At 58.9% G+C, this 22,064-nt stretch carries 24 protein-coding genes; 13 read left to right on the plus strand and 11 right to left on the minus strand.

Annotated features, from left to right (window positions below; all coding sequences use genetic code 11):
• The first annotated feature begins 49 nt into the window (after positions 1-49).
• Positions 50-1,222, plus strand: coding sequence for a DesA family fatty acid desaturase (locus C4S72_RS01130; protein ID WP_104001247.1), 1,173 nt, complete (start codon positions 50-52; stop codon positions 1,220-1,222).
• On the opposite strand, the gene C4S72_RS01135 is transcribed toward C4S72_RS01130, so the two are convergent.
• The gene (locus C4S72_RS01135) at positions 1,219-2,883 is read right to left on the minus strand and encodes a glycerol-3-phosphate dehydrogenase/oxidase (RefSeq protein WP_200826637.1); all 1,665 of its coding nucleotides are present in this window, start codon (positions 2,881-2,883) and stop codon (positions 1,219-1,221) included. The genes C4S72_RS01130 and C4S72_RS01135 overlap by 4 nt on opposite strands.
• Before the next feature lie 26 nt (positions 2,884-2,909).
• Positions 2,910-4,403 (minus strand): glycerol kinase GlpK, encoded by a 1,494-nt coding sequence (gene glpK / locus C4S72_RS01140; RefSeq protein WP_104001248.1) that lies wholly within the window; start codon positions 4,401-4,403, stop codon positions 2,910-2,912.
• A gap of 124 nt (positions 4,404-4,527) precedes the next feature.
• Here glpK and C4S72_RS01145 point away from each other — a divergent pair, with 124 nt between their 5' ends.
• On the plus strand, positions 4,528-4,899 hold the full coding sequence (locus C4S72_RS01145; RefSeq protein ID WP_235009009.1) for a cupin domain-containing protein: 372 nt from the start codon (positions 4,528-4,530) through the stop codon (positions 4,897-4,899).
• Between the two features lie 21 nt (positions 4,900-4,920).
• On the opposite strand, the gene C4S72_RS01150 is transcribed toward C4S72_RS01145, so the two are convergent.
• Together C4S72_RS01150 and C4S72_RS01155 are read right to left on the minus strand one after the other, a co-directional pair.
• Positions 4,921-5,166, minus strand: coding sequence for a hypothetical protein (locus tag C4S72_RS01150; protein ID WP_104001250.1), 246 nt, complete (start codon positions 5,164-5,166; stop codon positions 4,921-4,923).
• A gap of 30 nt (positions 5,167-5,196) precedes the next feature.
• Positions 5,197-5,775: a YecA/YgfB family protein gene (locus tag C4S72_RS01155; RefSeq protein WP_104001251.1), complete on the minus strand. Its 579-nt coding sequence runs from the start codon at positions 5,773-5,775 to the stop codon at positions 5,197-5,199.
• A 129-nt stretch (positions 5,776-5,904) separates the two neighbouring features.
• Here C4S72_RS01155 and recQ point away from each other — a divergent pair, with 129 nt between their 5' ends.
• From recQ to hpaC, 5 genes are all read left to right on the plus strand, one after another.
• Entirely contained in the window at positions 5,905-8,040 is a 2,136-nt protein-coding gene (gene recQ, locus C4S72_RS01160; protein WP_104002997.1) for a DNA helicase RecQ, read from the plus strand.
• 33 nt (positions 8,041-8,073) lie between these two features.
• Complete coding sequence (locus C4S72_RS01165; RefSeq protein WP_104001252.1) at positions 8,074-8,502, plus strand: YqaA family protein; 429 nt, start codon at positions 8,074-8,076, stop codon at positions 8,500-8,502.
• 14 nt (positions 8,503-8,516) lie between these two features.
• The gene (locus tag C4S72_RS01170; protein ID WP_146071846.1) at positions 8,517-9,368 is read left to right on the plus strand and encodes a zinc metalloprotease; all 852 of its coding nucleotides are present in this window, start codon (positions 8,517-8,519) and stop codon (positions 9,366-9,368) included.
• Between the two features lie 163 nt (positions 9,369-9,531).
• Positions 9,532-10,491, plus strand: coding sequence for a tRNA 2-thiocytidine(32) synthetase TtcA (ttcA, locus tag C4S72_RS01175; RefSeq protein WP_104001254.1), 960 nt, complete (start codon positions 9,532-9,534; stop codon positions 10,489-10,491).
• A gap of 67 nt (positions 10,492-10,558) precedes the next feature.
• Complete coding sequence (hpaC, locus tag C4S72_RS01180; RefSeq protein WP_104001255.1) at positions 10,559-11,050, plus strand: 4-hydroxyphenylacetate 3-monooxygenase, reductase component; 492 nt, start codon at positions 10,559-10,561, stop codon at positions 11,048-11,050.
• A gap of 416 nt (positions 11,051-11,466) precedes the next feature.
• Here the strand turns inward: hpaC and cydX are convergent, their stop codons facing one another.
• Genes cydX through C4S72_RS01195 form a run of 3 tightly spaced genes read right to left on the minus strand, consistent with a single transcriptional unit; the run spans position 11,467 to position 14,326 of the window.
• Positions 11,467-11,568: a cytochrome bd-I oxidase subunit CydX gene (cydX, locus tag C4S72_RS01185; protein WP_104001256.1), complete on the minus strand. Its 102-nt coding sequence runs from the start codon at positions 11,566-11,568 to the stop codon at positions 11,467-11,469.
• 12 nt (positions 11,569-11,580) lie between these two features.
• The gene (gene cydB / locus C4S72_RS01190; RefSeq protein WP_104001257.1) at positions 11,581-12,723 is read right to left on the minus strand and encodes a cytochrome d ubiquinol oxidase subunit II; all 1,143 of its coding nucleotides are present in this window, start codon (positions 12,721-12,723) and stop codon (positions 11,581-11,583) included.
• A 19-nt stretch (positions 12,724-12,742) separates the two neighbouring features.
• Positions 12,743-14,326 (minus strand): cytochrome ubiquinol oxidase subunit I, encoded by a 1,584-nt coding sequence (locus C4S72_RS01195; RefSeq protein ID WP_104001258.1) that lies wholly within the window; start codon positions 14,324-14,326, stop codon positions 12,743-12,745.
• Positions 14,327-14,562: 236 nt separating this feature from the next.
• Here C4S72_RS01195 and C4S72_RS01200 point away from each other — a divergent pair, with 236 nt between their 5' ends.
• The 5 genes from C4S72_RS01200 to C4S72_RS01220 all read left to right on the plus strand — a co-directional run bounded on the left by C4S72_RS01200 (position 14,563) and on the right by C4S72_RS01220 (position 18,780).
• Positions 14,563-15,918: a sigma-54 interaction domain-containing protein gene (locus C4S72_RS01200; RefSeq protein WP_104001259.1), complete on the plus strand. Its 1,356-nt coding sequence runs from the start codon at positions 14,563-14,565 to the stop codon at positions 15,916-15,918.
• An 11-nt stretch (positions 15,919-15,929) separates the two neighbouring features.
• Positions 15,930-16,811 (plus strand): thiosulfate oxidation carrier complex protein SoxZ, encoded by an 882-nt coding sequence (locus C4S72_RS01205; protein WP_104001260.1) that lies wholly within the window; start codon positions 15,930-15,932, stop codon positions 16,809-16,811.
• A 69-nt stretch (positions 16,812-16,880) separates the two neighbouring features.
• The gene (locus C4S72_RS01210; protein ID WP_104001261.1) at positions 16,881-17,663 is read left to right on the plus strand and encodes a hypothetical protein; all 783 of its coding nucleotides are present in this window, start codon (positions 16,881-16,883) and stop codon (positions 17,661-17,663) included.
• Entirely contained in the window at positions 17,660-18,220 is a 561-nt protein-coding gene (locus tag C4S72_RS01215) for an elongation factor P hydroxylase (RefSeq protein ID WP_104001262.1), read from the plus strand. The genes C4S72_RS01210 and C4S72_RS01215 overlap by 4 nt, the downstream gene beginning before the upstream one ends.
• A complete protein-coding gene (locus C4S72_RS01220; RefSeq protein ID WP_104001263.1) occupies positions 18,217-18,780 on the plus strand; it encodes a hypothetical protein in 564 nt (187 codons plus the stop codon). The genes C4S72_RS01215 and C4S72_RS01220 overlap by 4 nt, the downstream gene beginning before the upstream one ends.
• 98 nt (positions 18,781-18,878) lie before the next feature.
• Here the strand turns inward: C4S72_RS01220 and C4S72_RS01225 are convergent, their stop codons facing one another.
• From C4S72_RS01225 to C4S72_RS01240, 4 genes are all read right to left on the minus strand, one after another.
• Positions 18,879-19,334 carry a copper chaperone PCu(A)C gene (locus C4S72_RS01225; RefSeq protein WP_104001264.1) on the minus strand — a complete coding sequence of 152 codons (456 nt, stop codon included), beginning with the start codon at positions 19,332-19,334 and terminating at the stop codon, positions 18,879-18,881.
• A 47-nt stretch (positions 19,335-19,381) separates the two neighbouring features.
• Positions 19,382-19,984 carry an SCO family protein gene (locus C4S72_RS01230; RefSeq protein ID WP_104001265.1) on the minus strand — a complete coding sequence of 201 codons (603 nt, stop codon included), beginning with the start codon at positions 19,982-19,984 and terminating at the stop codon, positions 19,382-19,384.
• A gap of 1 nt (position 19,985) precedes the next feature.
• Positions 19,986-20,471 carry a hypothetical protein gene (locus tag C4S72_RS01235; protein ID WP_104001266.1) on the minus strand — a complete coding sequence of 162 codons (486 nt, stop codon included), beginning with the start codon at positions 20,469-20,471 and terminating at the stop codon, positions 19,986-19,988.
• A 101-nt stretch (positions 20,472-20,572) separates the two neighbouring features.
• Positions 20,573-20,821: a hypothetical protein gene (locus C4S72_RS01240; protein WP_104001267.1), complete on the minus strand. Its 249-nt coding sequence runs from the start codon at positions 20,819-20,821 to the stop codon at positions 20,573-20,575.
• 89 nt (positions 20,822-20,910) lie between these two features.
• Here C4S72_RS01240 and pdxB point away from each other — a divergent pair, with 89 nt between their 5' ends.
• Positions 20,911-22,059 carry a 4-phosphoerythronate dehydrogenase PdxB gene (gene pdxB / locus C4S72_RS01245; protein ID WP_200826638.1) on the plus strand — a complete coding sequence of 383 codons (1,149 nt, stop codon included), beginning with the start codon at positions 20,911-20,913 and terminating at the stop codon, positions 22,057-22,059.
• The last annotated feature ends 5 nt before the right edge of the window (positions 22,060-22,064 follow it).

Below are 22,064 nucleotides of genomic sequence, written 5' to 3' on the forward strand. Positions count from 1 at the left end.
ACTTTTTCAGTGGGTGTGGATTCGTAAACCTCCCAAACCGGAGTTTGCCATGCTGACAGGCTTTTTTGACCTGCCCTGGTGGGGCTATATCGCGGTCGTTCTGCTGCTGACCCACCTGACGATTGTTTCCGTGACCGTCTTCCTGCATCGTAGCCAAGCACATCGCTCGGTCTCCCTGCATCCTGTACCTTCGCACCTGATGCGTTTCTGGCTCTGGCTGACCACCGGTATGGTCACCCGCGAATGGGTGGCAATCCACCGCAAACACCATGCTCATTGCGATGCTGATGAGGATCCGCACAGTCCACAGGTGGAGGGCATCTCCAACGTGCTCTGGCGCGGGGCGGAGCTATACCGTGGCGCCCTGGATGATCCGGAGCTGCTGGCGCGCTACGGCAAGGGCACACCGGATGACTGGGTCGAGCGCAAGCTGTACAGCCGTTTTCCATACCTGGGCATCAGCTTGATGCTGGTGATCGATGTTCTCTGTTTCGGGGCCATCGGACTTACGCTCTGGGCGGTGCAGATGGTGTGGATTCCGTTCTGGGCGGCGGGGGTTATTAACGGCGTCGGCCATTTCCTCGGCTATCGCAATTTCGAGACCGGCGATGCGTCGCGCAATATCAGCCCTCTGGGGCTTCTGATCGGTGGTGAAGAACTGCACAACAACCATCATGCGGCACCTTCATCGGCACGACTTTCCTGTCGCTGGTTCGAGTTCGATATCGGCTGGTTCTATATCCGTTGCCTCTCCGCTCTACGTCTGGCGGAGGTACGCAGTGCCGGCATGATCAGGCAGCTTCCTCTGGCACCTGATGGTGCGCTTAATCGCCTCCAGTTGCTGCGCCTTTATGCCCGCCAGGTGGTGCTGCCGATTCTTAAGCAGGAGCGGCGCGCGGGCAGTCGTGCTACCCGTGAACTGCTGCGTCGCAGTCGCTGGCTGCTGCTGAGGGAGAAACATCGTCTCAACGCGGCGCAGCGCTCACGGGTGGATTCGTCGCTGTCACTGAGTACGCGTCTGGCCACGGTTTATGAATATCAGCATCGGCTGCGGGAGGTCTGGACGCTGCCGGGACGTTCCAGCGAGCGGCTGAGTCGGGCGCTGCATGACTGGTGTCTGGATGCAAAAAGCTCCGGCATCGCCGTGCTTGAGGAGTTTGCCGAGCGGCTGATGAGTGTGTCTCAGGTCAGCCGCGCGGCGGTCAGCTCGCGTTCTCTTTAGCCGTTTGGCTCTGTAGTGCTTGGCTCTGCATTGGTTGGCTTGGAAGCAGGCTCGGAGCTCTGGCTTTGCAGATACTCCGCCAGCTTCTCTTCCGCGCGGTCGCCAAACAAAATGACACAGGCTTCTCTCAGCCCGGGGGCGTCGCGCAGAGCGTCTTTGGGCACTACCTGAGCGATCTTGGAGCGGCGCCGCAGAAAGTCGTCCAGCCGGGTGACCATCTCCCGACGCGCCGCCATCTCTACCTCTCCGCGCAGGTACTCGGCGTTGTCGATCAACAGCTCGCCCCAGCTCGGGTTTTCCCGTATTCCCTCGAGCAGTTCCAGTGAACTGGCGCCATAACGACGCCAGAGGCGCGAGGTGAGTTTCTCGCTGGATGAGCCGGGTGTCATGCCATCCAGGTTCATCAGCCGCGCCTGGTGCAGATATTCCGCATAAACGCTTTTGTGGGGTTCGCCGTACCAGATCCGCTGGGCGTAGGGCAGGTCGATATCCAGCTTGCTGATGATCTCGCAGATCTCTTCGCCCACGTTGATACAGTCGGTCAGCTTGCCGCCGAAGATGCTCAGGTGACGCTGTTGCTCGTTCACATCGATGGCGTGTTTGCGTGACAGTTTGACCCAGTCCGCCTGTTTGCCCTCACCGTTGCTGACCGCCAGCGGTCGCACACCGCAGCGTTCGGCGATGATATCTTCCCGGGTCAGCGGTCGTGGCAGGTTGAGAAGGGCGTTGGCGTTATCGAGCACGAACTGTCGGTCGGCCTCAGAGACCTGGGCCTCGGCGCTCTCCACCTGGGTATCGGTGGTGCCGATACAGGTTTTCGGCCCCATGGGGATGACGAAAAACAGTCGGCCGTCGCTGGCAAAGAAGGTCAGGATGCGGTTGCTGTCGGTAAGCCGCTCGACGATCAGGTGGATCCCCTTGGAGAAGAGGTGCCGGTGCCGGGTGTTCTGGCCGCTGCCCTGGTTGATCTTGTCGGCCCAGGGGCCGCAGGCGTTGATTACCGCTTTGGCTTTTATCTGCAGTGTATTGCCGGACTCCAGGTCCTGGGCCCTGGCGTGCCAGAAACCGTCTGTCCAGGTCAGTTCCTGGCATTCCACGTAGTTGGCCGCGCTGGCGTCGTAATCCATGGCGCTGCGGATAAAGTTGAAGGTAAAGCGGGCATCATTGTCATACAGATAGCAGTCTGAATACTCCACGCCGGCCTGGGTAGCCGCCGTGTTGATGACCGGCTCACGAGCTTTCAGCCGGCTCGGCCCCATGATTTCCGGCAGCCGGGTCTTGCCCCGGCCAAACAGCCAGTAGAGCAGGGTGCCGGCATAGAGCATCCAGGGCGGTTTGCGAAAGCCGTTTTCCACCGAGGCGAGAAAGCGTATTTCACGCACGGTGGAAGGGTAGGCGCGCATTAACTGGTTACGGCTGCGGCAGAGTTTGTTAACCAGCAGATACTCGCCGCTCTCCAGGTACTTGATGCCGCCCCAGGCCAGGTTTGAACTGTTGGAACTGGTTTCTCCGGCAAAGTCGCCCCGGTCAATCAGGGCCACGCGGGCACCGCGAGCAGCCAACGCCGCCGCAGAGACGGCACCGTTGATGCCGCCGCCGAGAATCAATACATCGAACTGGCCCGATTGCAGACGCCCAATGTTGCGGCTTCTAAGACTCAAAATATGATCGCTCCCTGAAACTCTCTTTATTCCTCTGATTTCAATACACGCTTGATCGCATCGGCCCAGCCACTCAGCAGCTGTTGGCGCTGATCTACCGGCATGCCGGGCTCGAACTGGCGCTGACACTGCCAAAGCTCGGTGAATGCCTCAAAATCGCCATAGAGCCCCGCCTGGCGCCCGGCCAGATAGGCGGCGCCCACGGCGGTGGTCTCTGCAATCTGGGGTCGGATAACGGTAGTGCCGAGAATGTCCGCCAGAAACTGAAGCATCCAGTCGTTGGCCACCATGCCGCCGTCCACTCGCAACGTGGCGGGTGTAATGCCATCGGCTGCCATCGCCTTGAACAGATCGCTGGTCTGATAGGCCATCGCTTCCAGCGCCGCCCGGGCGATCTCGGCCCGGCCGCTGCCACGGGTCAGGCCGAACAGCGCACCACGCGCATCGGGTTGCCAGTAAGGCACACCGAGGCCGGTAAATGCGGGTACCAGGTAGACACCGTTATTGCTTTCGATGGAGCGGGCAAGTGTTTCGGTTTCGGCGGCGTTGCGGATGATCCCCAACTCGTCTCTGAGCCACTGCACGGCGGCACCGGCGACGAAGATAGAGCCTTCAAGTGCGTAGCTGGGTTTGCCATCAAGCTGGTACGCAACGGTAGTGAGCAAACGTTGCGAGGATATGACAGCTTCATCACCGGTATTGAGCAGCACGAAGCAACCGGTGCCGTAGGTGCTCTTGATATCGCCCTTGGAAAAACAGCACTGGCCGATACTGGCGGCCTGCTGGTCGCCGGCAACACCGAGAATCGGCAGCGACTGGCCAAGCAGCGAGGCGTCTGTGGTGCCAAAGTCGCCGGCGCAGTCGCGAACCTCGGGCAGCATGCTGGCGGGGATACGGAACAGCTCCAGCAGTCGCTCGTCCCACTCTCCCTGGTGAATGTTGTAAAGGTTGGTACGGCAGGCGTTGGTGGCATCGGTCAGGTGCGAGGCGCCGCTGGTGAGCTTCCAGATCAGAAAGCTGTCGACGGTGCCGAACAGCAGTTCGCCCCGTTCAGCCCGGGCGCGGTTGTCGGGGTTGTGATCCAGTATCCAGTTGAGTTTGCTGGCAGAAAAATAGGGATCCAGCAGCAGGCCGGAGCGTGCCTGCAGTTCCTCTTCGACACCCTCGCGCTTCAAGTGCTCACAGTAGTCGGCAGTACGCCGGTCCTGCCAGACAATGGCGTTGTAGACCGGCTTGCCGGTGCGTTTGTCCCAGACCACCGTGGTTTCGCGCTGGTTGGTAATGCCGATGCCGCAGATCCGGTAATCGTTCTCCCGCGCCCAGTCCAGCATTCGTCTGACCACGGTCAGTGAAGAGTGCCAGATATCCATGGGATCGTGCTCAACCCAGCCGTCGTGAGGATAGTGCTGGGGAAACTCCTGCTGTGCCGAAGCCAACTGGTTGACCTGGTCGTCGAAGAGTATGGCGCGGCTGCTGGTGGTGCCCTGATCGAGTGCGAGGATGCACTGCCTGTCCGTCATTCCTGGCTCCGTCCTGTTATGCTGAATGAATAGCTGAGCTCTTTTGATGAGCTCTTGGATAGTATTTCAGTATAGAAACATTGATCAAAGTGCCAGCCGCAAAGGCTGGGCTAGGGAGGCAATTTTGACTCAGGTTAACAATCTGCTGGCGAACCTGCCGGATGCATCGACAGCGGAGGTGTTCGAAGCGCTGGCCAGCGCCAAGGGTGTGGAGATCGAACGGATCGTCTCCCACGGGCAGAGCTCACCGGAGATCGGCTGGTATGAGCAGGACAGAAACGAGTGGGTGATGGTGCTGCGCGGTGCGGCGCGGATCGATTTCGATAGCGCCGACAGTTCGGAGTTGGGAAAGAGTGCTGAACTGAGGGAAGGGGACTCGCTGAATATCCCTGCAGGCTGTCGTCACCGCGTTGGCTGGACCACGCCGGATTTCCCGACCGTCTGGCTGGCGGTTCATTACCCGCCCGATCAGGATCCGTTCGACGAAGGTTTTTAAACCAGGCCTTATGCGCTGCGCTCAGCCCGGATTGCGGCGTCCGGGCTGAACAACGGGAATCTGCTGATCCGGACTCTCAGTGGTGCCTGCCGAGAGTTTGACGATAGCGTCGGGACCGTCCGGGTCGGTGTTGCTGAGCGCCCGATCCACACTGATCACCTGGTAGGTGAGCTCATCGATACGCATCGGCTGCCCGGCCTTGGGTAGCTCGGAGAAGCGGCACAGCTCCTCCTTTTTGTCCGCGAAGATCAATTTGACGGTCAGCATGGCAGGCTCCCTGCTGCAGAGCGGCCGGAATTACTTCTCCGGCGCGTGGAAATTGAGGTACAGGTCGATCAGTACTTCCGGGATCTGTTCGCACATCTCTTCAGACAGGGCGCGATCCTTGCGGATATCGGTGATCTCGCTGTCATCGAACAGCTCGGAGGCAACCATGATCGGCAGCAGCAGACCGGCTACCGCTTCTTCATCATCACCGAACCACTCTTCTTCACGCAGGAATACACCTTCCATGAACGACTGCGCCCAGAGAGTGATCTCCGCCAGCTCTTCGTCATCTTCGGTTTCCAGCGTCAGCTCGCAGGGCAGCAGAATTTCCTGATCGGAATATAGATCGCTGCCGATGGTGCGGTAGAGTTTGCGCAGCAGATCGAGCATCTGGCTCTTCTGGGCATCGGATTCCCACTTGGGTTCACCGTCAAACAGCAGCTCAAGCCACTCGCTTTCCGGTACATCGACCGGAGAGATATTGATCGCGCACAGCAGGCCGTGGGCGCTGATCAGGTCGAGAGCTTCTTCCGAGACGGCGGACGAAAACAGAAACTCTTCGAGGATATCCAATTCGTCTTCGGTGATAAGGGCGGTTTGAGCGGTCATGGGCGTGCATCCAGATAGATCGGTTTGCGGCCGATTCTACTCTCTAAAACCGCCTACTGGTACCGCTTTCAACCGCTTCTTTGCGCGCTCTGGATGACTTGAAGGTCCGCTTCGCGGATAATGCGCCGCATGATTGAGCGCGCACAGCAGATACTGGCCGAGGTATTCGGCTACGAGAGTTTTCGCCCGCCGCAGGACGCCGTTGTGGAGGCACTGCTGGCAGGTCAGGACAGCCTGGTTATCATGCCCACCGGTGGGGGCAAATCCCTCTGTTACCAATTGCCATCGCTGGTTCGCGAAGGCACGGGTGTGGTTATCTCTCCGCTGATCGCACTGATGCAGGATCAGGTCAATGCACTGTCTCAGCTGGGTATTCGCGCTGGCTGTCTTAATTCCTCGATACCGCTGGAACAGCTTCAGGCCACCGAGGCACAGCTGGTCGCCGGCGAGCTGGATATGGTGTACATCGCGCCGGAGCGCCTGTTGCAGCCGCGTTCGCTGGCGCTGTTTCAGCGTGCCAGGCTGTCACTCTTTGCGATCGACGAGGCGCACTGCGTATCCCAGTGGGGGCATGACTTCCGCCCCGAGTACATGCAGCTCAACCGCCTGCGCGAACTCTTCCCCGGTGTACCGCGAATAGCGCTGACCGCCACCGCAGACGCCCGTACCCGCCAGGAGATTATCGATCGCCTGGAGCTCACCGATGCCGCGCGCTTTATCCGCGGTTTTGACCGTCCCAATATTCGTTACCGTATCGGTCAGAAAGACCGTGGCCGTGAACAGCTGCTGCGTTTTCTGCGTGATGAGCACGCCCAGGATGTAGGGATTGTTTACTGCCTGTCGCGCAAACGGGTGGAAGATACCGCCGCTTGGCTCAGTGAACGTGGTTTTAATGCGCTGCCGTATCATGCGGGCCTGTCGCCGGAGCTGCGACAACACCATCTGCACCGCTTCCTCACCGAAGAGTCGATCATCATGGTCGCCACCATCGCCTTCGGCATGGGGATCGACAAGCCCAACGTCCGTTTTGTGGCGCACCTGGATCTGCCGAAATCGGTGGAGGCCTACTACCAGGAAACCGGCCGTGCCGGCCGTGACGGTGAGCCCGCCGACGCCTGGATGGTTTACGGTCTGCAGGATGTGATCTTCCTGCGGCAGATGCTGGAAGGCTCCCAGGCCGACGAGGTGCACAAGCAGGTTGAGCGGCAGAAACTGGAAGCGATGCTGGGCCTGTGTGAGATCACCAGCTGCCGGCGCCAGGCACTGCTGGCCTATTTTGGCGAACCGGATCATCAGCCCTGCGGCAACTGCGATACCTGCCTTGAGCCGGTGCCAGTCTGGGATGGCACCGAGGCTTCGCGCAAGGCGCTGTCTGCGGTGTTCCGCTGTGGCCAGATGTATGGCGTCAATTACATCATCGATGTGTTGCTGGGCGAGAGTTCCGATAAATCCCGCCAGCGCGGCCACGAGCAGCTGTCCACCTGGGGTATCGGCAAGGAGCTGGATCGTAACCAGTGGCGTTCGGTGTTCCGCCAGTTGGTGGCCCGTGGCTATCTGAAGGTGGAAGCCAGCCACGGTGCGCTGCAGCTGTCGGAGAGCTGCCGTGCGCTGCTGCGCGGTGAAGAAACCCTGGAGCTGCGTCGCGATCTGCGTACCAAAACTGCAGGGCCCAAGTTGTCTGGCGGCAAGAGCAAGGCATCCCAGCAGCAGCTGGATGCGGAGGATCATGCACTCTGGAATGAGCTCAAGGCGCTGCGTAAGCGTCTGGCCGATGAGCAGGATGTACCGCCTTACGTCATCTTCCACGATGCCACGCTGATGGAAATGGTGGTGTACCGGCCGCTGACGCCGGTGCAGCTGCGCCGCCTTAATGGCGTAGGTGAGCGCAAGCTGAACCAGTATGGCGACCCCTTCCTCGAGCTGATCGCCGAGCATCAGGCCGTCCCAGTGGATGACGGCGACAACCAGGCGGAAGAGACACTGATGCTTTACCGCAGTGGTATGACCGTGGAGCAGGTGGCGCGTCAGCAAAAGCTCTCGCCGAATACCATCTATAGCCATCTGGCCGCGGCGATTCGTAAGGGCGCTATCGGTGTCGATGAGGTGGTGGAACTTCCGGCGCCGGAGCGGCAGCAGATAGAGCAGACTATTCTTGAGCACCGCCGGCATAAAGGTGGCTCGCTGAAGGTGGTGCATGAAGCGCTCGCCGGTGCCTATGAATATGGCGTGTTACGCTGCATCGCCCAGGGGCTGGACCAGGCTTGATTAAGGGCACTTTTTGATGCGGCTAGAGCGGTGATGCAAGAGCTCTGGGCGGAGTATTCGCTTCCCGGGCTGTTCCTCAGTGCCTTTATCTCCTCGACCCTGCTGCCTGGTGGCTCCGAGGCGCTGCTGGCCTGGGAGGTTTCCCAACGCGGCGAGTGGCTGCTGCCGGTGCTGGTGGCCACCGCCGGCAATCTTCTCGGCAGCATGCTGACCTTTGTCATGGGCGTCTGGTTGCGCCGGCGTTATCCCCTTCGCATACTTTCAGAGCGTCACCGTCGTGCAGAGCAGCGTCTGAAGCGTTATGGCCCGGCCGCGCTGTTGCTCGCCTGGTTACCGATCATTGGCGATCCGCTCTGCCTGGTCGCAGGTTGGATCGGTTTTTCCTGGCGTAGCAGTGTGCTGCTTGTTGGGCTGGGCAAGCTGGCGCGATATCTGGCGGTGGCGGGTCTGATTCAGTTATGAAGCTGGGTGGCCTGATGCGGCGATATTCCATACTCGGTTGGTTGCGCGTGTTTCTCTTGCTGGTGCTGGTATTGATACTGGCGCTCTATCTGCTGCTGTCCAGCACCCGCAGTGTGGACTGGCAAAACCCGGTAGTGGTGCGCATCTACCCGATCAATGCGGATGGCGATGCGGTCACTCAGTCCTACGTAGAGCAACTGGACGATCGCAGCTTTGACGATATCGAGACCTTTTTTGCCCGCGAGGGTTATCGTTACCGCATCGGTTTGAGCGCGCCGGTCAGCGTCGATCTGGCGCCGTCCATCGATTCGCAGCCGCCAAAAACACCAACGCAGGCGAGTATCGTTGAAGCGCTCTGGTGGGCGATCAAGATGCGTTTCTGGGTCTGGTGGCAGGATGGCTGGCAGGCCAACGATGCCGACGTGCGAATCTTTATGAGTTTCTATGCGCCGGGTAATCCCCAGGGGCAGCAGCATTCGCTGGGGCTGCAGAAGGGTAATATCGGGCTGGTGAACGGTTATGCCGACCCTGAGCATCAGGGGATCAATAACTTTGTCGCCGCCCACGAGTTGCTCCACACCCTGGGTGCCAGCGATAAATACGATATGAAAACCGGCAAGCCGCTCTGGCCCGATGGCTTTGCGGACCCGGTAAAAGAGCCTCTGTTTCCGCAGCAACGCGCTGAGATCATGGGTGGTCGGGTGCAGGTGACGCCGGGTTGGTCGCTGCTGCCGCCAAGCTTGAGCCACGCTATTATCGGCTCGGCCACCGCCATCGAAATTGGCTGGCTGGGACCCGTGGCGATACGCTCGGAATCTGATTCACAAGCTGCCCCTCAATCTGCCCAGAGCTCTGCCGCCGAATAGCTGCAGTTGCCTGATCATCCTTACGCCAACACAACCGTGTTAGACAGGCGCGATTCGGTTATAATTTCGCCCCTTTCGATTTCTCGGCAATTGCCCTGGGCGATTTTCGAAGCGATCCGGTTAACCGATTCACTCAACTTTTTATCCAAGTACGGCAACCAGCATGCACAGCGAAAACCCAACCGAAGCGCAGGCGGAACAGCTCTCCGTTGAAGCGGAGCGCAAGCGCAAAACCCGCACGAACAAACTGCAGAAGCGTCTGCGCCGCGAGGTTGGTCAGGCGATCGAAGCCTTCAACATGATTGAAGCAGGCGACAAGGTGATGGTCTGCCTGTCCGGCGGCAAGGATTCCTACGCCATGCTGGATATCCTGATGAACCTGCAGAAAAGTGCACCGGTGGATTTTGAGCTGGTGGCGGTGAACCTGGATCAGAAACAGCCTGGCTTCCCCGAGCACATTCTGCCGGCGTACCTGGAAAAGGTCGGTGTGCCTTTTCATATCGTCGAGCGCGACACCTACTCCATCGTTAAGGAAGTGGTGCCCGAGGGTAAAACCACCTGCGGTCTCTGCTCACGCCTGCGTCGCGGCACACTGTACGGTTTTGCCGATGAGATCGGCGCCAACAAGATCGCGCTGGGTCATCACCGCGACGATATCCTGGAAACCTTTTTCCTCAACATGTTCTACGGTGGCAAGCTGAAGTCGATGCCGCCGAAGCTGGTTTCCGATGACGGCAAGAACATGGTGATCCGTCCGTTGGCCTACGCTCGCGAGAAGGATATCGCCGAATATGCGGAGCTCAGGGAGTTCCCGATCATCCCTTGTAACCTCTGCGGCTCGCAGGAAAACCTGCAGCGCCAGGTGATCAAGGAGATGCTGAACGGCTGGGACAAACAGCACCCGGGCAGGATCGAAACCATGTTCCGCTCGCTGTGCAACGTGGTTCCATCCCATCTGGCCGATACCGAACTGTTTGACTTTAAAGGTCTGCAGCTCGGATTCCCGCATGGCATCGTCGATCCGGACGCCCGTGCGGAGTTTCGTGCCGAATCAGACGAAGAAAACCAGAACGGAAACGGCGGCGTACAGACCATGGAGCGGATCGACGTGCTCTCGCTCTGAACCGTTAAATCCGTCTTAGCCATCTCAAGTAAACTTGTGCAGCAAGCGATGTAAGGATTCATTCTTCATGCCCAACGAACAGCAACAGCTTTTCCGTAATGCGATGTCTCAGCTCGCCGGTGCCGTCAACGTAGTGACCAGCGCGGGCGAAGGCGGTACCTGTGGCCTGACAGCCACCGCAGTCTGCTCTGTATCTGACAGCCCGGCCACCGTGCTGGTCTGCATCAATCGCGAAAGCGCCGTCAACGCAGTGATCCGTAACAACGGCCACCTATGCGTTAATGTCTGCAGCGCCGAGCAGCAGGAAGTCTCCTGTCACTTTGCCGGTATGACCGAGCTGAGCATGGAAGAGCGCTTTAAGCTCGATACCTGGGATTACGGCGTACTGAAACAGCCGCTGCTGCGCGGTTCACTGGCGAGCCTTGAAGGCCGTATCACCGATATCGCCGAAGTGGGCAGCCATTCTGTGTTCTACGCCGAGATCGACAACATCGTTGTCCGTGAAGGCCAGGATGCACTGATGTACTTCAACCGCAGCTTCAAGACACTGTCGGCTTGATAGCGCAAGCTACCAGTTGAACTGAAACGGGGACCGATTGGTCCCCGTTTTTGCTTTGGTTCTCAGCTATCCGCTAAATCGGTAGATAATTTTGTTTTTCAGTTCCTTTGAAGCCCGGTTTCGCCTGCTGGCGAGATAAGGTACTTGTGCGGACAAGTACCTTATCAATCCCAAACCGCCCCTACTGCTTGATCGGCTGCGCCGATTTCCCTGTGCTTCTCGCCTGAAAGAGCGGGAAAGGCTTTCTTTCAAAAATCAGTCGCTCCCTCGTCGCTCAAACAGCCTTTCCCTTGTTTCTCTTTCAGTCTGCGATGCTCGGCTGCGCAGAAGGGGAGTCACGGGTGCGCTCAGTAAGTTAGGTTGAAACCGAACCTGTAGCGCAAATGAAAACGGGGACCATCTGGCCCCCGTTTGTTTTATTGCTCGTCGTCTATGTTTTCCGCTTCAAGCCACATCGCATTGATGATGCCGAATGAGCAGGCTAGCAACACGCCGAGTATCCAGGCGAAGTACCACATAATCCGGTCTCCTCAGTAAGATGAATGATCGTTCTTGTTGATGACTTCCACCGACACCTTGGCCCACAGCGAGCGGTAGCACCACAGGGTGTAGAAGAGGATGATCGGGACGAAAACGATCGCCGCGTAGGTCATCACGTTCAGGGTCAGGTGGCTGGACGAAGCGTCCCACAGCGTCAGGCTGGAGTTGGGCTCCAGGCTAGACGGCATAACGAACGGGAACATCGAGAAGCCGGCAGTGAGGATGATACCCGCCATACCCAGGGAGCTGGTCAGGAACGCCCAGCCGTAACGGCGTGCACCCATTAGCAGGAAGGTGCCGGCGAGGCCGAGGAAGCCGATGACCGGTGCCAGCATGGTGGCCGGGTATGTGGAGTAGTTGGCTAGCCAGGCGCCATCGCCACGGATCACCTCTTTCGCCAGCGGGTTGGGCAGGGCATCGTGAGCCGGTGCAGAGACGATCTGGTAGCCGTCGATGCTGGAGCTCAGCCAGATACCGGCCAGGGCGAAGCAGGCCAGAGTCACCAGGGCGCAGATCTGACCCCAGGTGCGGGCGCGGTCGCTGACGCGGCCTTCACTGCGCAGCGCCACATAGACGGCGCCGTGCATCGACAGCATCGCCAGGCTGACCACGCCGCAAAGCAGGCCGAACGGATTCAGCAGGCCGAACAGGTTGCCGTCGTAGCTCGGGCGCATGAATTCGTCGTGCTGGAAAGGCACGCCGAGCAGCAGGTTGCCAAAGGCGACACCGAATACCAGCGCCGGCACGGCACCACCGATGAACAGGCCCCAGTCCCAGGAGCTGCGCCAGCGCGGATCGGCGATCTTCGAGCGGTAGTCAAAGCCCACCGGGCGGAAGAACAGCGCGAACAGCACCAGCATCATCGCCCAGTAGAAGCCGGAGAAGGCCGCTGCGTAAACCGCTGGCCAGGCCGCGAAGATGGCACCGCCGGCGGTGACGAACCAGACCTGGTTACCTTCCCAGTGCGGTCCTACGGTATTGATGACGACACGACGTTCGGAGTCGCTTCTGCCCAGAATCGGCAACAGGGCACAGGCGCCGAGGTCAAAACCATCGGTGACAGCGAAGCCGATCAACAGGACACCGACCAGGGCCCACCAGATCAGTTTCAACGTTTCATAATCGAATAGCATCTTAGTTACCTCTTCCTACTCAGGCGTTCACTGACGACTTGGCTGTGCTCGGAGCGGGCAGCTCGTCGTGATAGCGACCGGTATGCAGACTGCTTGGGCCTTTGCGGGCGAAGCGGATCATCAGGTACATCTCGATAATCGCCAGCACCGTGTAGAAGGCGACGAAGGCGATCAAACTGCCGATCAGGTCAGCCTCGGTAAGGCTCGATGTAGCGATAAACGTCGGTAGTACCTCACCAATCGCCCAGGGCTGACGGCCGAACTCGGCCACAACCCAGCCAAACTCAGATGCGATCCAGGGCACTGGCAGGCTGAACAGCGCCAGGCGCAGAAGCCAGGTTTTGTGGAAGGCAGTGCGGCGGGCGGTGAAGTAGAAGCTCAGGGCAAACACCATCAGCATCCAGAAACCGCAGGCCACCATGATGCGGAAGCTCCAGAACATCGGGAACGATGGCGGTACGGAGTTTCTCGCCGCCTGGGCGATCTGCGCTTCGGTGGCATCCGTCACATTCGGTGTGAACTGCTTCAGCAGCAGGCCGTAACCGAGATCGACTTTTACATCGTCGAATTCGGCGCGCAGTTCCGGGGTGTCCTCGCCGCCACGCAGACGCTCGAGCAGTGAGTAAGCGTGCATGCCGTTGCGGATACGCACCTCATGCTGGGCAACCAGGTCCTTGATGCCGGTGACCTCTTCATCGATGGAACGAGTAGCGATCAGGCCGAGCAGGTAAGGAATACGCACGGCGTAATCGGTTTCCATGGTCTCATCGTTGGGTATGCCGATCAGGGTGAAGTGGGCCGGTGCTTCAGAGGTTTCCCATTCCGCTTCGATGGCGGCCAGCTTGGCTTTCTGAACGTCGCCAACTTCGTAACCGGACTCGTCACCGAGCAGGATCACCGATAGTACGGCGGCCATACCGAAGCCGGACGCTACCGCGAAAGAGCGGCGGGCAAACGCCAGGTCACGCCCTTTCAGCAGGTAGTAGGCGCTGATACTGAGTACAAACATGGCAGCAGTACAGTAGCCGGCAGAGACGGTGTGCACGAATTTAACCTGGGCAACCGGGTTGAAGTAGACATCAGCAAAGCTGGTCATCTCCATACGCATGGTTTCAAAGTTGAATTCGCCGCCCACCGGGTTCTGCATCCAGCCGTTAGCCACCAGAATCCACATGGCAGAAAGGTTAGAGCCGATCGCCACCAGCCAGGTCACCATCAGGTGTTTCACCTTGGAGAGGCGTTCCCAGCCGAAGAAGAACAGACCTACGAAGGTGGACTCCAGGAAGAACGCCATCAGGCCTTCAATAGCGAGAGGTGCGCCGAAAATGTCGCCCACATAGTGAGAGTAGTACGCCCAGTTGGTGCCGAACTCGAACTCCATTGTCAGGCCGGTGGTGACGCCCAGTGCGAAGTTAATACCAAAGAGTTTGCCCCAGAACTGGGTCATATCCTTGTAAATCTGCTTTCCGGTCATGACATAGACTGACTCCATGATTGCCAGCATGAAGGTCAGGCCGAGTGTCAGTGGCACGAATAGAAAATGGTACAGCGCCGTGATGGCGAACTGTAGCCGGGAAAGATCAACGACGGATTCGGTGATCATCACTATCTCCTGAAGGCTTATAGATGACGCGGTTATTCACAGGATACACAGCAGCTAGCATGCCAGATGCAACTTAAAAACAGTGTTGCATTTGCGGCACTCTTGGAACTCCCGTGGTTACTGGAAAGTTGGATCTGAAATACTTCTTTATAGATAGCGTAGAACAAAAACAGAAGAGACAAAGTGTCACACCTGGCAGATAATGGCTGTCACATATGACAGTTAAGAGGCGGCAGATGCAGGCGGAACTTCATCTGATTACAAAGGAAATGACGGAGATACTTGAGGGTATTGCCGAACCGGCCACGTTGATCGGGCTGGATTACCGGATTCTGGCGACTAATGCCGCCTACCGGGAAATCTATGGCGACGACCGCCCGGTGCAGGATCGCCACTGCTACGAGGTATCTCACGGTTATCAGGTCCCCTGCGATCAGGCCGGTGAGTCCTGCCCGCTGAAGCTCTGCTCAAAGTCCGGCAAACGCCAGCGCATGCTGCACCTGCATACCACGCCTGCGGGGGAGGAACATGTGGATGTGGAGATGCAGCCGGTCCACAGCGCCTCGGGTCAGCTGGTCTGTTTCCTGGAGATCATGCACCGGGTGAAAGAAGCCAAGGCGCGTCCTGGTGAGCAGGAGGGGATGGTCGGGCGCTCGGAGTCTTTCATCCGCATGCTGGAGATGGTGCATCGCGCTGCGCCCAGCGATATCAGCGTGCTGCTGCTTGGTGAGTCCGGCACGGGCAAGGAGCTGGTGGCCAAGGCTTTGCATGACAGCAGTCTCCGTGCCGGCAAGTCCTTTGTCACCGTGGAGTGCTCTGGGCTCAGTGAATCTCTGTTTGAGAGCGAGCTGTTTGGTCACGAGCGCGGCGCCTTCACCGGCGCCGTCAGCCGTAAGCGCGGTCTTGTGGAAGCTGCGCGAGGTGGCACTCTTTTTCTTGACGAGATTGGCGAAATACCGCTGCCACAGCAGGTAAAGCTGTTGCGTCTGATCGAAACCGGCGTCTATCGGGCGGTGGGCAGCGTTGAGCCTCAGCATGCCGATGTGCGCTTGGTCTGCGCAACACACAGAGACCTGAAAGCGATGGTCGAGCGTGGCGAGTTTCGACGTGACCTTTATTACCGTATAGCACCTTTTCCCATTCCTCTGCCCAGCTTGAAACAGCGTATCGATGATCTGCCGCTATTGATCGAAGTGCTGCTGCGTCGGCTGCCGCAAGGCGAGGGTGTCAGCATCAGTCGTGCGGCGCTAAAGGTGCTGATGAGGTATGACTTTCCCGGCAATATCCGGGAGTTGAGAAATATTCTTGAGCGCGGCATCCTGTTGGCCGATGACGGGGTCATCGGTGTGGATCAGCTGCCGCCAGAATTGCTGGTGAATGGACCGCTGATTGCCGGTGAGGCGCAGTCCGCAGCTCAGGCCTCGGGGTTGACTAATGGGTCGGTGATTCCTCTGGATGCGCTGGAGGATAACTACCTGCGCCAGGTGGCGGCGCGTTTCCCCGGAGAAAATCGTGATCTGGCTGCGCTGCTGGGTATCAGTGAACGCACGCTTTATCGTAAGCTGCGGCGTCTGAAAATCGGTGCTGGATAAAGGATACAGCCATGTTGAAATCCAGAATGCTGCGGGTGTTCGCGCTGGCGCTGGCGATGCCGGGCGCTGCCAGTGCGGACCTGCCGGAGCTGTTCGGTAATCTGCAGATCCCGTCGACATTACCGTCGATGGTGGAGGATTCGGCTGATCTGATTATCCAGGTGCCCAGGCAGGTCGACCCGGCCTCTCCGGTGCCGATACGGATTCGCGTGCTGCAATCGCCGGTGGCTGCCATTACGCTGCTCAGCGATGCTGTAGACCCGGTACAGCTGGCCAGTTTTGACCTGCAGCCTGGTATGGATGCGCAGGTGGCCACTCGGTTTATGAGCGCTGAGGTTGCCGGTGTGATGGTCGTCGTGCGTACGGCGACAAATCGTATCTTCGCCGGGCGCCGCACCTTCGAGCTGGTACCGAAAACCGCGCCGTTACTGGCTTTGGCACCGGACGCCCAGGCATCCGGCAGCACCGTTTCTATAAAGAATGCTCCTGCGGTATCTGCAGCAGCTTCTTCTACTGTTTCTTCTGCCGAGCCTGCTGAGGAGTCCTCTGCAGCATCCTTGGTTGAGAACGCGCCGGATTCACTGGCGCTGCGGCTGGATGCGGTAGTGGTGCGTGATGATTCTGTCCGCGTCACCCTGCGTAGCGCCGAACCGCTGGTGCGCCGCATGCAGCATCAGGCGATTCGGGATCCACAAAATCCGGTCACCCGGTTTGAGTTGAAGCACAAGGGACGTGTACTGGTGAGCGCAGATCTGGACGCCGCCATGTGGAGTGACCCGTTTTTCAGTTTCAGTTTCGTCGGCGGCAAGCCGGGCGACAGCCTGACACTGAGCTGGGCACATGCAGATGGGGAGCAGGGAGAGCTTCAGACGACCATTCAGCCCGCAGCCTGACGTGGCGGGCTTTTAGCGCTGTTGCCTTTTTGATATTAATTACCGACTATTTTTAAGGAGAAGGCTTTGATGCGTAGCTTAACGCTGATAGGCTGCTGTTTCGCTTTGTTCCTGGCAGGCTGTGTGCCAGGTAATGGGCAGCCGGGTGCGGCAGCGGGTGGTGATGGTGCAGCGGCAGAGCCGCAGGCAGCTCTCAATGCAAAACCCGACGCAACTCTCGATGCAACACCCGATGCAAGAGCGCAGGCACCCGCTGAGACGCCCCGAGCCGCAGCTGATGGCTCTGAAGGCGCATCCGCAGGTGGATCTGCCGGATCTCTGGGCAACCAGCTGGATCAGTTGAATGGTCGCCTGACCCTGGTGCAGGAGCAGCTGATGCAGCTCAGGGCCCAGGTTCAGCAGCAGGGAGAGCTGAATCAGATGGTGCTGACCCGCCTGCAGCAGATGCCGCAGCAGTCAGCCAACTCTCAGGATGCCCTCGCCGCTATGGATGCCGAGGGGGCCTCATCGGTTGATGGCAGCCAGGTTGATGCTGCAATTGCACAATTGCTGCAGACGGTCAATGAACTTGGTCTTTCCAGCAATAGTGATCTCTATGGCGTGGCTACCACCTATACCTCTAGAGGGGTATGGGTATTGATCCGCTATCGGCGTGATACTGGCGAAACCTGGCTTGCCGACCAGGGCCGTTGGGCGGCGCTGGATGAGGAGGGGTACCCCGCGGCTTCCAGTTATGAAGTTAAGCTGCAGCGGGCCGACCAAGACCTCAAAGGCTACGTGGCAGTAAGGATAGATCGCAATACAGGTGAAAGCTGGTGGTTGAATGACCGGCGTTGGCAGAGATACGAATGAGCACGCAACACTCCATTGAAGACCTGATCCGCCTGTTTAACGGCCTGTTCCTTGGTAGCTACAACACCGAGCTGGTAGCGGGCGACGATGAGCCGGTTTATCTGCCCGCAGACGCGGCAAATCCGCATCATCGAATCATCTTCGCTCATGGGTTTTTCGCCAGTGCACTGCATGAAATTGCACACTGGTGTGTTGCAGGTGCGAAAAGGCGTACACTGGAAGACTTTGGTTACTGGTACAAGCCGGACGGGCGTACTGCGATGGAGCAGGAAGAGTTCGAGCGGGTGGAAGTGCAGCCTCAGGCCTACGAGTGGATTCTGTCCGAGTCGGCTGGGCATCGCTTTAACTTCAGCGCCGATAATCTATCGGCGGGTCTGGGCGCCAGCAACCAGTTTATGCAAAACGTACATGCAAGGGTACTTGATCTGTTGGAGCGCGGTTTGCCTCCCCGGGTTGAGGCTCTATCGTCTGAATTGCGTGCGTTCTACGGAACGCCGCCATTGAACGCCGAAAGATTCGCGCTTGAGCGCCATCTTCCGGCAGGAGAGGCTGCATGAGAAACCTTAAGATCAAGGCGACGCGCTGGCAGGAACAATCCCTGCCTGCGGATACGAAGCGCGAGACCTTTGCGTCTTCGTCGTTGCCGGACAATCTGGTGGATCACTCCATCTGTCGTTCCGATAGTTTTCTCTACCACCGTCTTGGCATCCAACAGAACGGAGAACAATCCTGGTATCTCTACGCGCTGTCGTTAACCGGGGAACCTTCGCTTTGGGTTCTGGGGGTTTTTGATACGCCGGGCCAGGTGGACTTTTTCCTCGCGCTGCACAGTGATAATCCGCTCAAGGTACCGGGCCTGCGTCAGCTTGAGGCGGGTGCTGGCTGGCTGCGGATTAACGACGCCGGTGAGCTGGCGTATCCACACTACAGCGGCGTGTATCAGGTGGGCCTGAAAACCTACCGGGTAGCAGCAGTGGTCAGCCAGCCGGGCATCTATACCGCCAGCTATGGTGACCGCGATCACACCGAATATCTGGGCGAAGCCTCTGAAAAAGAGATCTGCCTGCTGCTTTACAGCCATTTCGACAGTCGCCTGCGGGGCTGCAAGCTCTGCTGAGGTGAGCGCTTATCTGCGTTGAATCCTGATGAGTCTGGGCCTGACCGGGCAGGGTGCCCGGTCGGGTTTGATGATGAGTTGTCCGCTAAATCTGTGTCTCAGTTTCCGCCTTGGTGCATCTGGTGGCCCATCGGCATGACCGGCTGTACCGGGATCTCCAGCGCCTCGCTGCTGCCATCTGAAAACTCCAGTGTCAGATCGATCTTGTCTCCCGCGGCCAGGTTTTTCTCCAGGCCAATCAGCATCACATGCAGGCCGCCGGGTTTCAGGGAGACGCTCTCGCCTGCCGGCAGTTCAATGCCGTCGATACGACGCATCCGCATCACGCCTTCGTCCTGAATATGGGTATGCAGCTCTGCAACGCCGGCCACGCTGGTGGTCGCGCCGGTCAGAGTCAGCGCGGCATCGCCCTTATTGGTGATCTGCATGAAGGCGGCGCTATTGGGCTGGCCGGGAGGTACTGCGCGGGCGTAGGCGTCGTTAATGCTGACATCTGCTGCAAAGGCGGGTGTGGCCAGCATGCTCAGGAGCAGCAGGGGGGCAAGGGCTTTCATCGTTCCAGTCTCCAGTTTTTATCCGCGAAGAGGGGGGCTTCGCCGGCTTATTCGTTGAGCAGACTTTCCAGTCGGTTTTTGACTTCGCCTGGCTGCACGCCATGATTGAGCAGACCGGCGAACTCGCCGTTGCGGTCGATCAGGTAGAGCCGGGATGAGTGATCGACGGCATAACCCAAGGCGGAATCTTCGAGCTCTACCTTGCGGTAAAAGGCACCGTACTGGCGCACCACCTTGTCGATCTCTTCCGGGGTGCCGGTAAGGCCGATCAGGCGGTCGGAGAAAAAACGGGTATAGGTTTTCAGCTTTTCCGGGGTGTCCCGCTCGGGATCAACGCTGATGAAGATGCCCTGTACCTGGCTGCGTTCTGTTTCATCAAGCTGGTTTAGCCCCTGGCTGAGTATTGCCAGTGATGTAGGGCAGACATCGGGGCAGGATGCGTAGCCGATATAGAGTACGGCGACCTGGCCGTGAAAGTCGGAAAGCGATACCGGCCCGTCAGCGGAGGTAAGGGTAAAGTCGCCGCCGATCTTTTGGCTGCTGATGCGATTGTCTGCAGGCGCCGGTTTGAGCACAAAAGCGGTGATCATTCCCGCCAGCAGGCAGGCGCTGAGGATCAGTAGTATTCGAAGCGTACGCAGCTGTTTCATCTTATTTGGCCTCGAAATCGAACCAGGTCCTGTAGCTCTTATTTTCCGTTTCTATCAGTATCAGGGCGCGCCATATCATGCTGCCGGTGGTGCAGACGGCAAGCTGGGTTTCGCCTTGCCAGAGCTCTGCTGCGGCGGGCTGCAGTTCCGTCTGGTTAAGCCCCATATACATATCGCGTCCTTCCAGCGAAAGGCTGACCCTTGTCGGGTTGATCCCCTGGGTTGTCAGACTGGCTGTCATCGGGCTGGCGGAACTGGGCGGCCTGGGCGTCAGTTCAAACGTCAGCTCAATCCCATCCTGTCTCAGCGTACACTGCCCCTGTGCAATATCGCAGGTAGGCGGCGTCAGTTCGATCGCTTCTGGCGTTTCGGGTGTCAGCAGCTTGGGAAGCGCCACAACAAAAAACAGGGCCGCGCAGAGTGTGATTGCCAGCGGCAGTATAAGCCGCAGTCCACCCTTGGCGGGAGATGTTTGCTGTTCGTCCATGGGTACGCAGTCTAGGTCAGTAAGAGTTGAGGAAGAAGTGGCATATTGTCGCATTGGCGCTGTCACGAAAGCCAATGCGGAGAGGCAGTGGGGGTAGCGTATCAGCTCAGGTCGAAGCCGAAATCGAGCTGTTCTTCGCCGGTGACGCAGCGGCGGAAGCCCTGTTTGCGCTGTTCACGGTTGATCTGCAGCATCATCGCGCGGGCGGCCTGGCGTGAATCCACCAGGGTATGACTCTGGTGGCTGGCAAGGCTGTTACCCCAGCACTGTTCCACAACCCAGTCTCCGACCAGGTCGCGGTAGATCCGGATGACCCGGTAGTCACTATTTTTCTGCCAGCGAACGATCAAGGAGGGTTGTTTCCGCAATATTTCCAGAGCTCTATAATGGCGCGGAATTGAGCCTGAAACCCAGCTGTTTGTAAAGACCGGAGGCCCCTGTGAACGGCAGACTGAAGATAGTAGCGGACGAGAATATTCCGGCCCTGGAACCTCTGTTCGCTGAGCTTGGTGACCTGGTCAGGTTGCCGGGCCGTTCCATGAGTGCCAGTGACCTGGCGGATGCAGACCTGCTGCTGGTGCGCTCGGTGACTGCAGTGAACGCCGATCTGCTGGCCGGCAGCCCTGTCGGCTTTGTCGGCACCGCCACCATCGGTACCGATCACCTGGATATCGGGTGGCTGGAGAATAAAGGAATTCAGTGGTGCAGTGCTCCGGGTTGCAACGCCGACTCGGTGGTCGAGTATGTGCTCAGCGTCCTCTGGCATCTGGCCGATGAGCAGGGCTTTGATCCGCTGTCGCGCAGCTTCGCCGTGATTGGCGCCGGTAACGTCGGCGGTCGTCTGGTGGAGCGTTTGCGCGCGCTGGGAATCAAAGTGCTGGTCTGTGATCCGCCGCGGGCGGACAGGGAGGGGCCTGAGGGCTTTGTATCTCTGGACCAGGCGCTGGCTGAAGCGGACTTTATCTCGATGCATACGCCGCTGGTGCGCGATGGCGAGCATCCGAGCTACCACCTGCTGAATGGCTCCAACCTCGACAAGATCCGCCGGGGCGCCATTCTGCTCAACGCAGGCAGGGGGCCAGTGATCGATAACCTGGCGCTGGAGGCGTTTATGCAGCGGCGCTCTGATGTCAGCCTGGTGCTGGATGTCTGGGAGCATGAGCCGGCGGTATCGCCTGCACTAGCCCGCCACTGCCGTATTGCCACACCGCATATCGCGGGCTATTCGCTGGATGGCAAAATCCGCGGCACCTGGATGCTCTACCGCGAAGTCTGTCGCTGGCTGGGGCGTGAAGCGGTGCTGCCGTTTGAATCGGTATTGCCGATGCCGCAGGTGGAGCGGATCTGTTGCAACGGCTACCTGTCGCCGCTTAAGCCTATCGCCTTGACCTACGACCCCTACCGCGATGACAGGGCGCTTCGCGCCACGCTGGTGCTGCCGGAGGCGGAACAGCGCCTGGCGTTCGATCGGCTGCGCAAGGAATATCCGGTAAGAAGGGAGTTCTCCAGCCTGGAGGTGGAAGGGCTGGAGGATGAAAGCCAGGCCGAATTGCTGAGTGGCCTCGGTTTCAGGCGCCCGATGGCGTAAGCTTG

This window comes from Marinobacterium lutimaris (assembly GCF_900108065.1).
GTDB lineage: Bacteria > Pseudomonadota > Gammaproteobacteria > Pseudomonadales > Balneatricaceae > Marinobacterium_D > Marinobacterium_D lutimaris.

Coding starts and splice junctions, on each gene's coding strand:
- C4S72_RS01130 (WP_104001247.1), top strand. CDS start 50: ATGCTGACAGGCTTTTTTGACCTGCCCTGGTGGGGCTATATCGCGGTC.
- glpK (WP_104001248.1), bottom strand. CDS start 4,403: ATGACGGACAGGCAGTGCATCCTCGCACTCGATCAGGGCACCACCAGC.
- C4S72_RS01150 (WP_104001250.1), bottom strand. CDS start 5,166: ATGCTGACCGTCAAATTGATCTTCGCGGACAAAAAGGAGGAGCTGTGC.
- C4S72_RS01155 (WP_104001251.1), bottom strand. CDS start 5,775: ATGACCGCTCAAACCGCCCTTATCACCGAAGACGAATTGGATATCCTC.
- recQ (WP_104002997.1), top strand. CDS start 5,905: ATGATTGAGCGCGCACAGCAGATACTGGCCGAGGTATTCGGCTACGAG.
- C4S72_RS01165 (WP_104001252.1), top strand. CDS start 8,074: ATGCAAGAGCTCTGGGCGGAGTATTCGCTTCCCGGGCTGTTCCTCAGT.
- C4S72_RS01170 (WP_146071846.1), top strand. CDS start 8,517: ATGCGGCGATATTCCATACTCGGTTGGTTGCGCGTGTTTCTCTTGCTG.
- ttcA (WP_104001254.1), top strand. CDS start 9,532: ATGCACAGCGAAAACCCAACCGAAGCGCAGGCGGAACAGCTCTCCGTT.
- hpaC (WP_104001255.1), top strand. CDS start 10,559: ATGCCCAACGAACAGCAACAGCTTTTCCGTAATGCGATGTCTCAGCTC.
- cydX (WP_104001256.1), bottom strand. CDS start 11,568: ATGTGGTACTTCGCCTGGATACTCGGCGTGTTGCTAGCCTGCTCATTC.
- cydB (WP_104001257.1), bottom strand. CDS start 12,723: ATGCTATTCGATTATGAAACGTTGAAACTGATCTGGTGGGCCCTGGTC.
- C4S72_RS01195 (WP_104001258.1), bottom strand. CDS start 14,326: ATGATCACCGAATCCGTCGTTGATCTTTCCCGGCTACAGTTCGCCATC.
- C4S72_RS01200 (WP_104001259.1), top strand. CDS start 14,563: ATGCAGGCGGAACTTCATCTGATTACAAAGGAAATGACGGAGATACTT.
- C4S72_RS01205 (WP_104001260.1), top strand. CDS start 15,930: ATGTTGAAATCCAGAATGCTGCGGGTGTTCGCGCTGGCGCTGGCGATG.
- C4S72_RS01210 (WP_104001261.1), top strand. CDS start 16,881: ATGCGTAGCTTAACGCTGATAGGCTGCTGTTTCGCTTTGTTCCTGGCA.
- C4S72_RS01215 (WP_104001262.1), top strand. CDS start 17,660: ATGAGCACGCAACACTCCATTGAAGACCTGATCCGCCTGTTTAACGGC.
- C4S72_RS01220 (WP_104001263.1), top strand. CDS start 18,217: ATGAGAAACCTTAAGATCAAGGCGACGCGCTGGCAGGAACAATCCCTG.
- C4S72_RS01225 (WP_104001264.1), bottom strand. CDS start 19,334: ATGAAAGCCCTTGCCCCCCTGCTGCTCCTGAGCATGCTGGCCACACCC.
- C4S72_RS01230 (WP_104001265.1), bottom strand. CDS start 19,984: ATGAAACAGCTGCGTACGCTTCGAATACTACTGATCCTCAGCGCCTGC.
- C4S72_RS01235 (WP_104001266.1), bottom strand. CDS start 20,471: ATGGACGAACAGCAAACATCTCCCGCCAAGGGTGGACTGCGGCTTATA.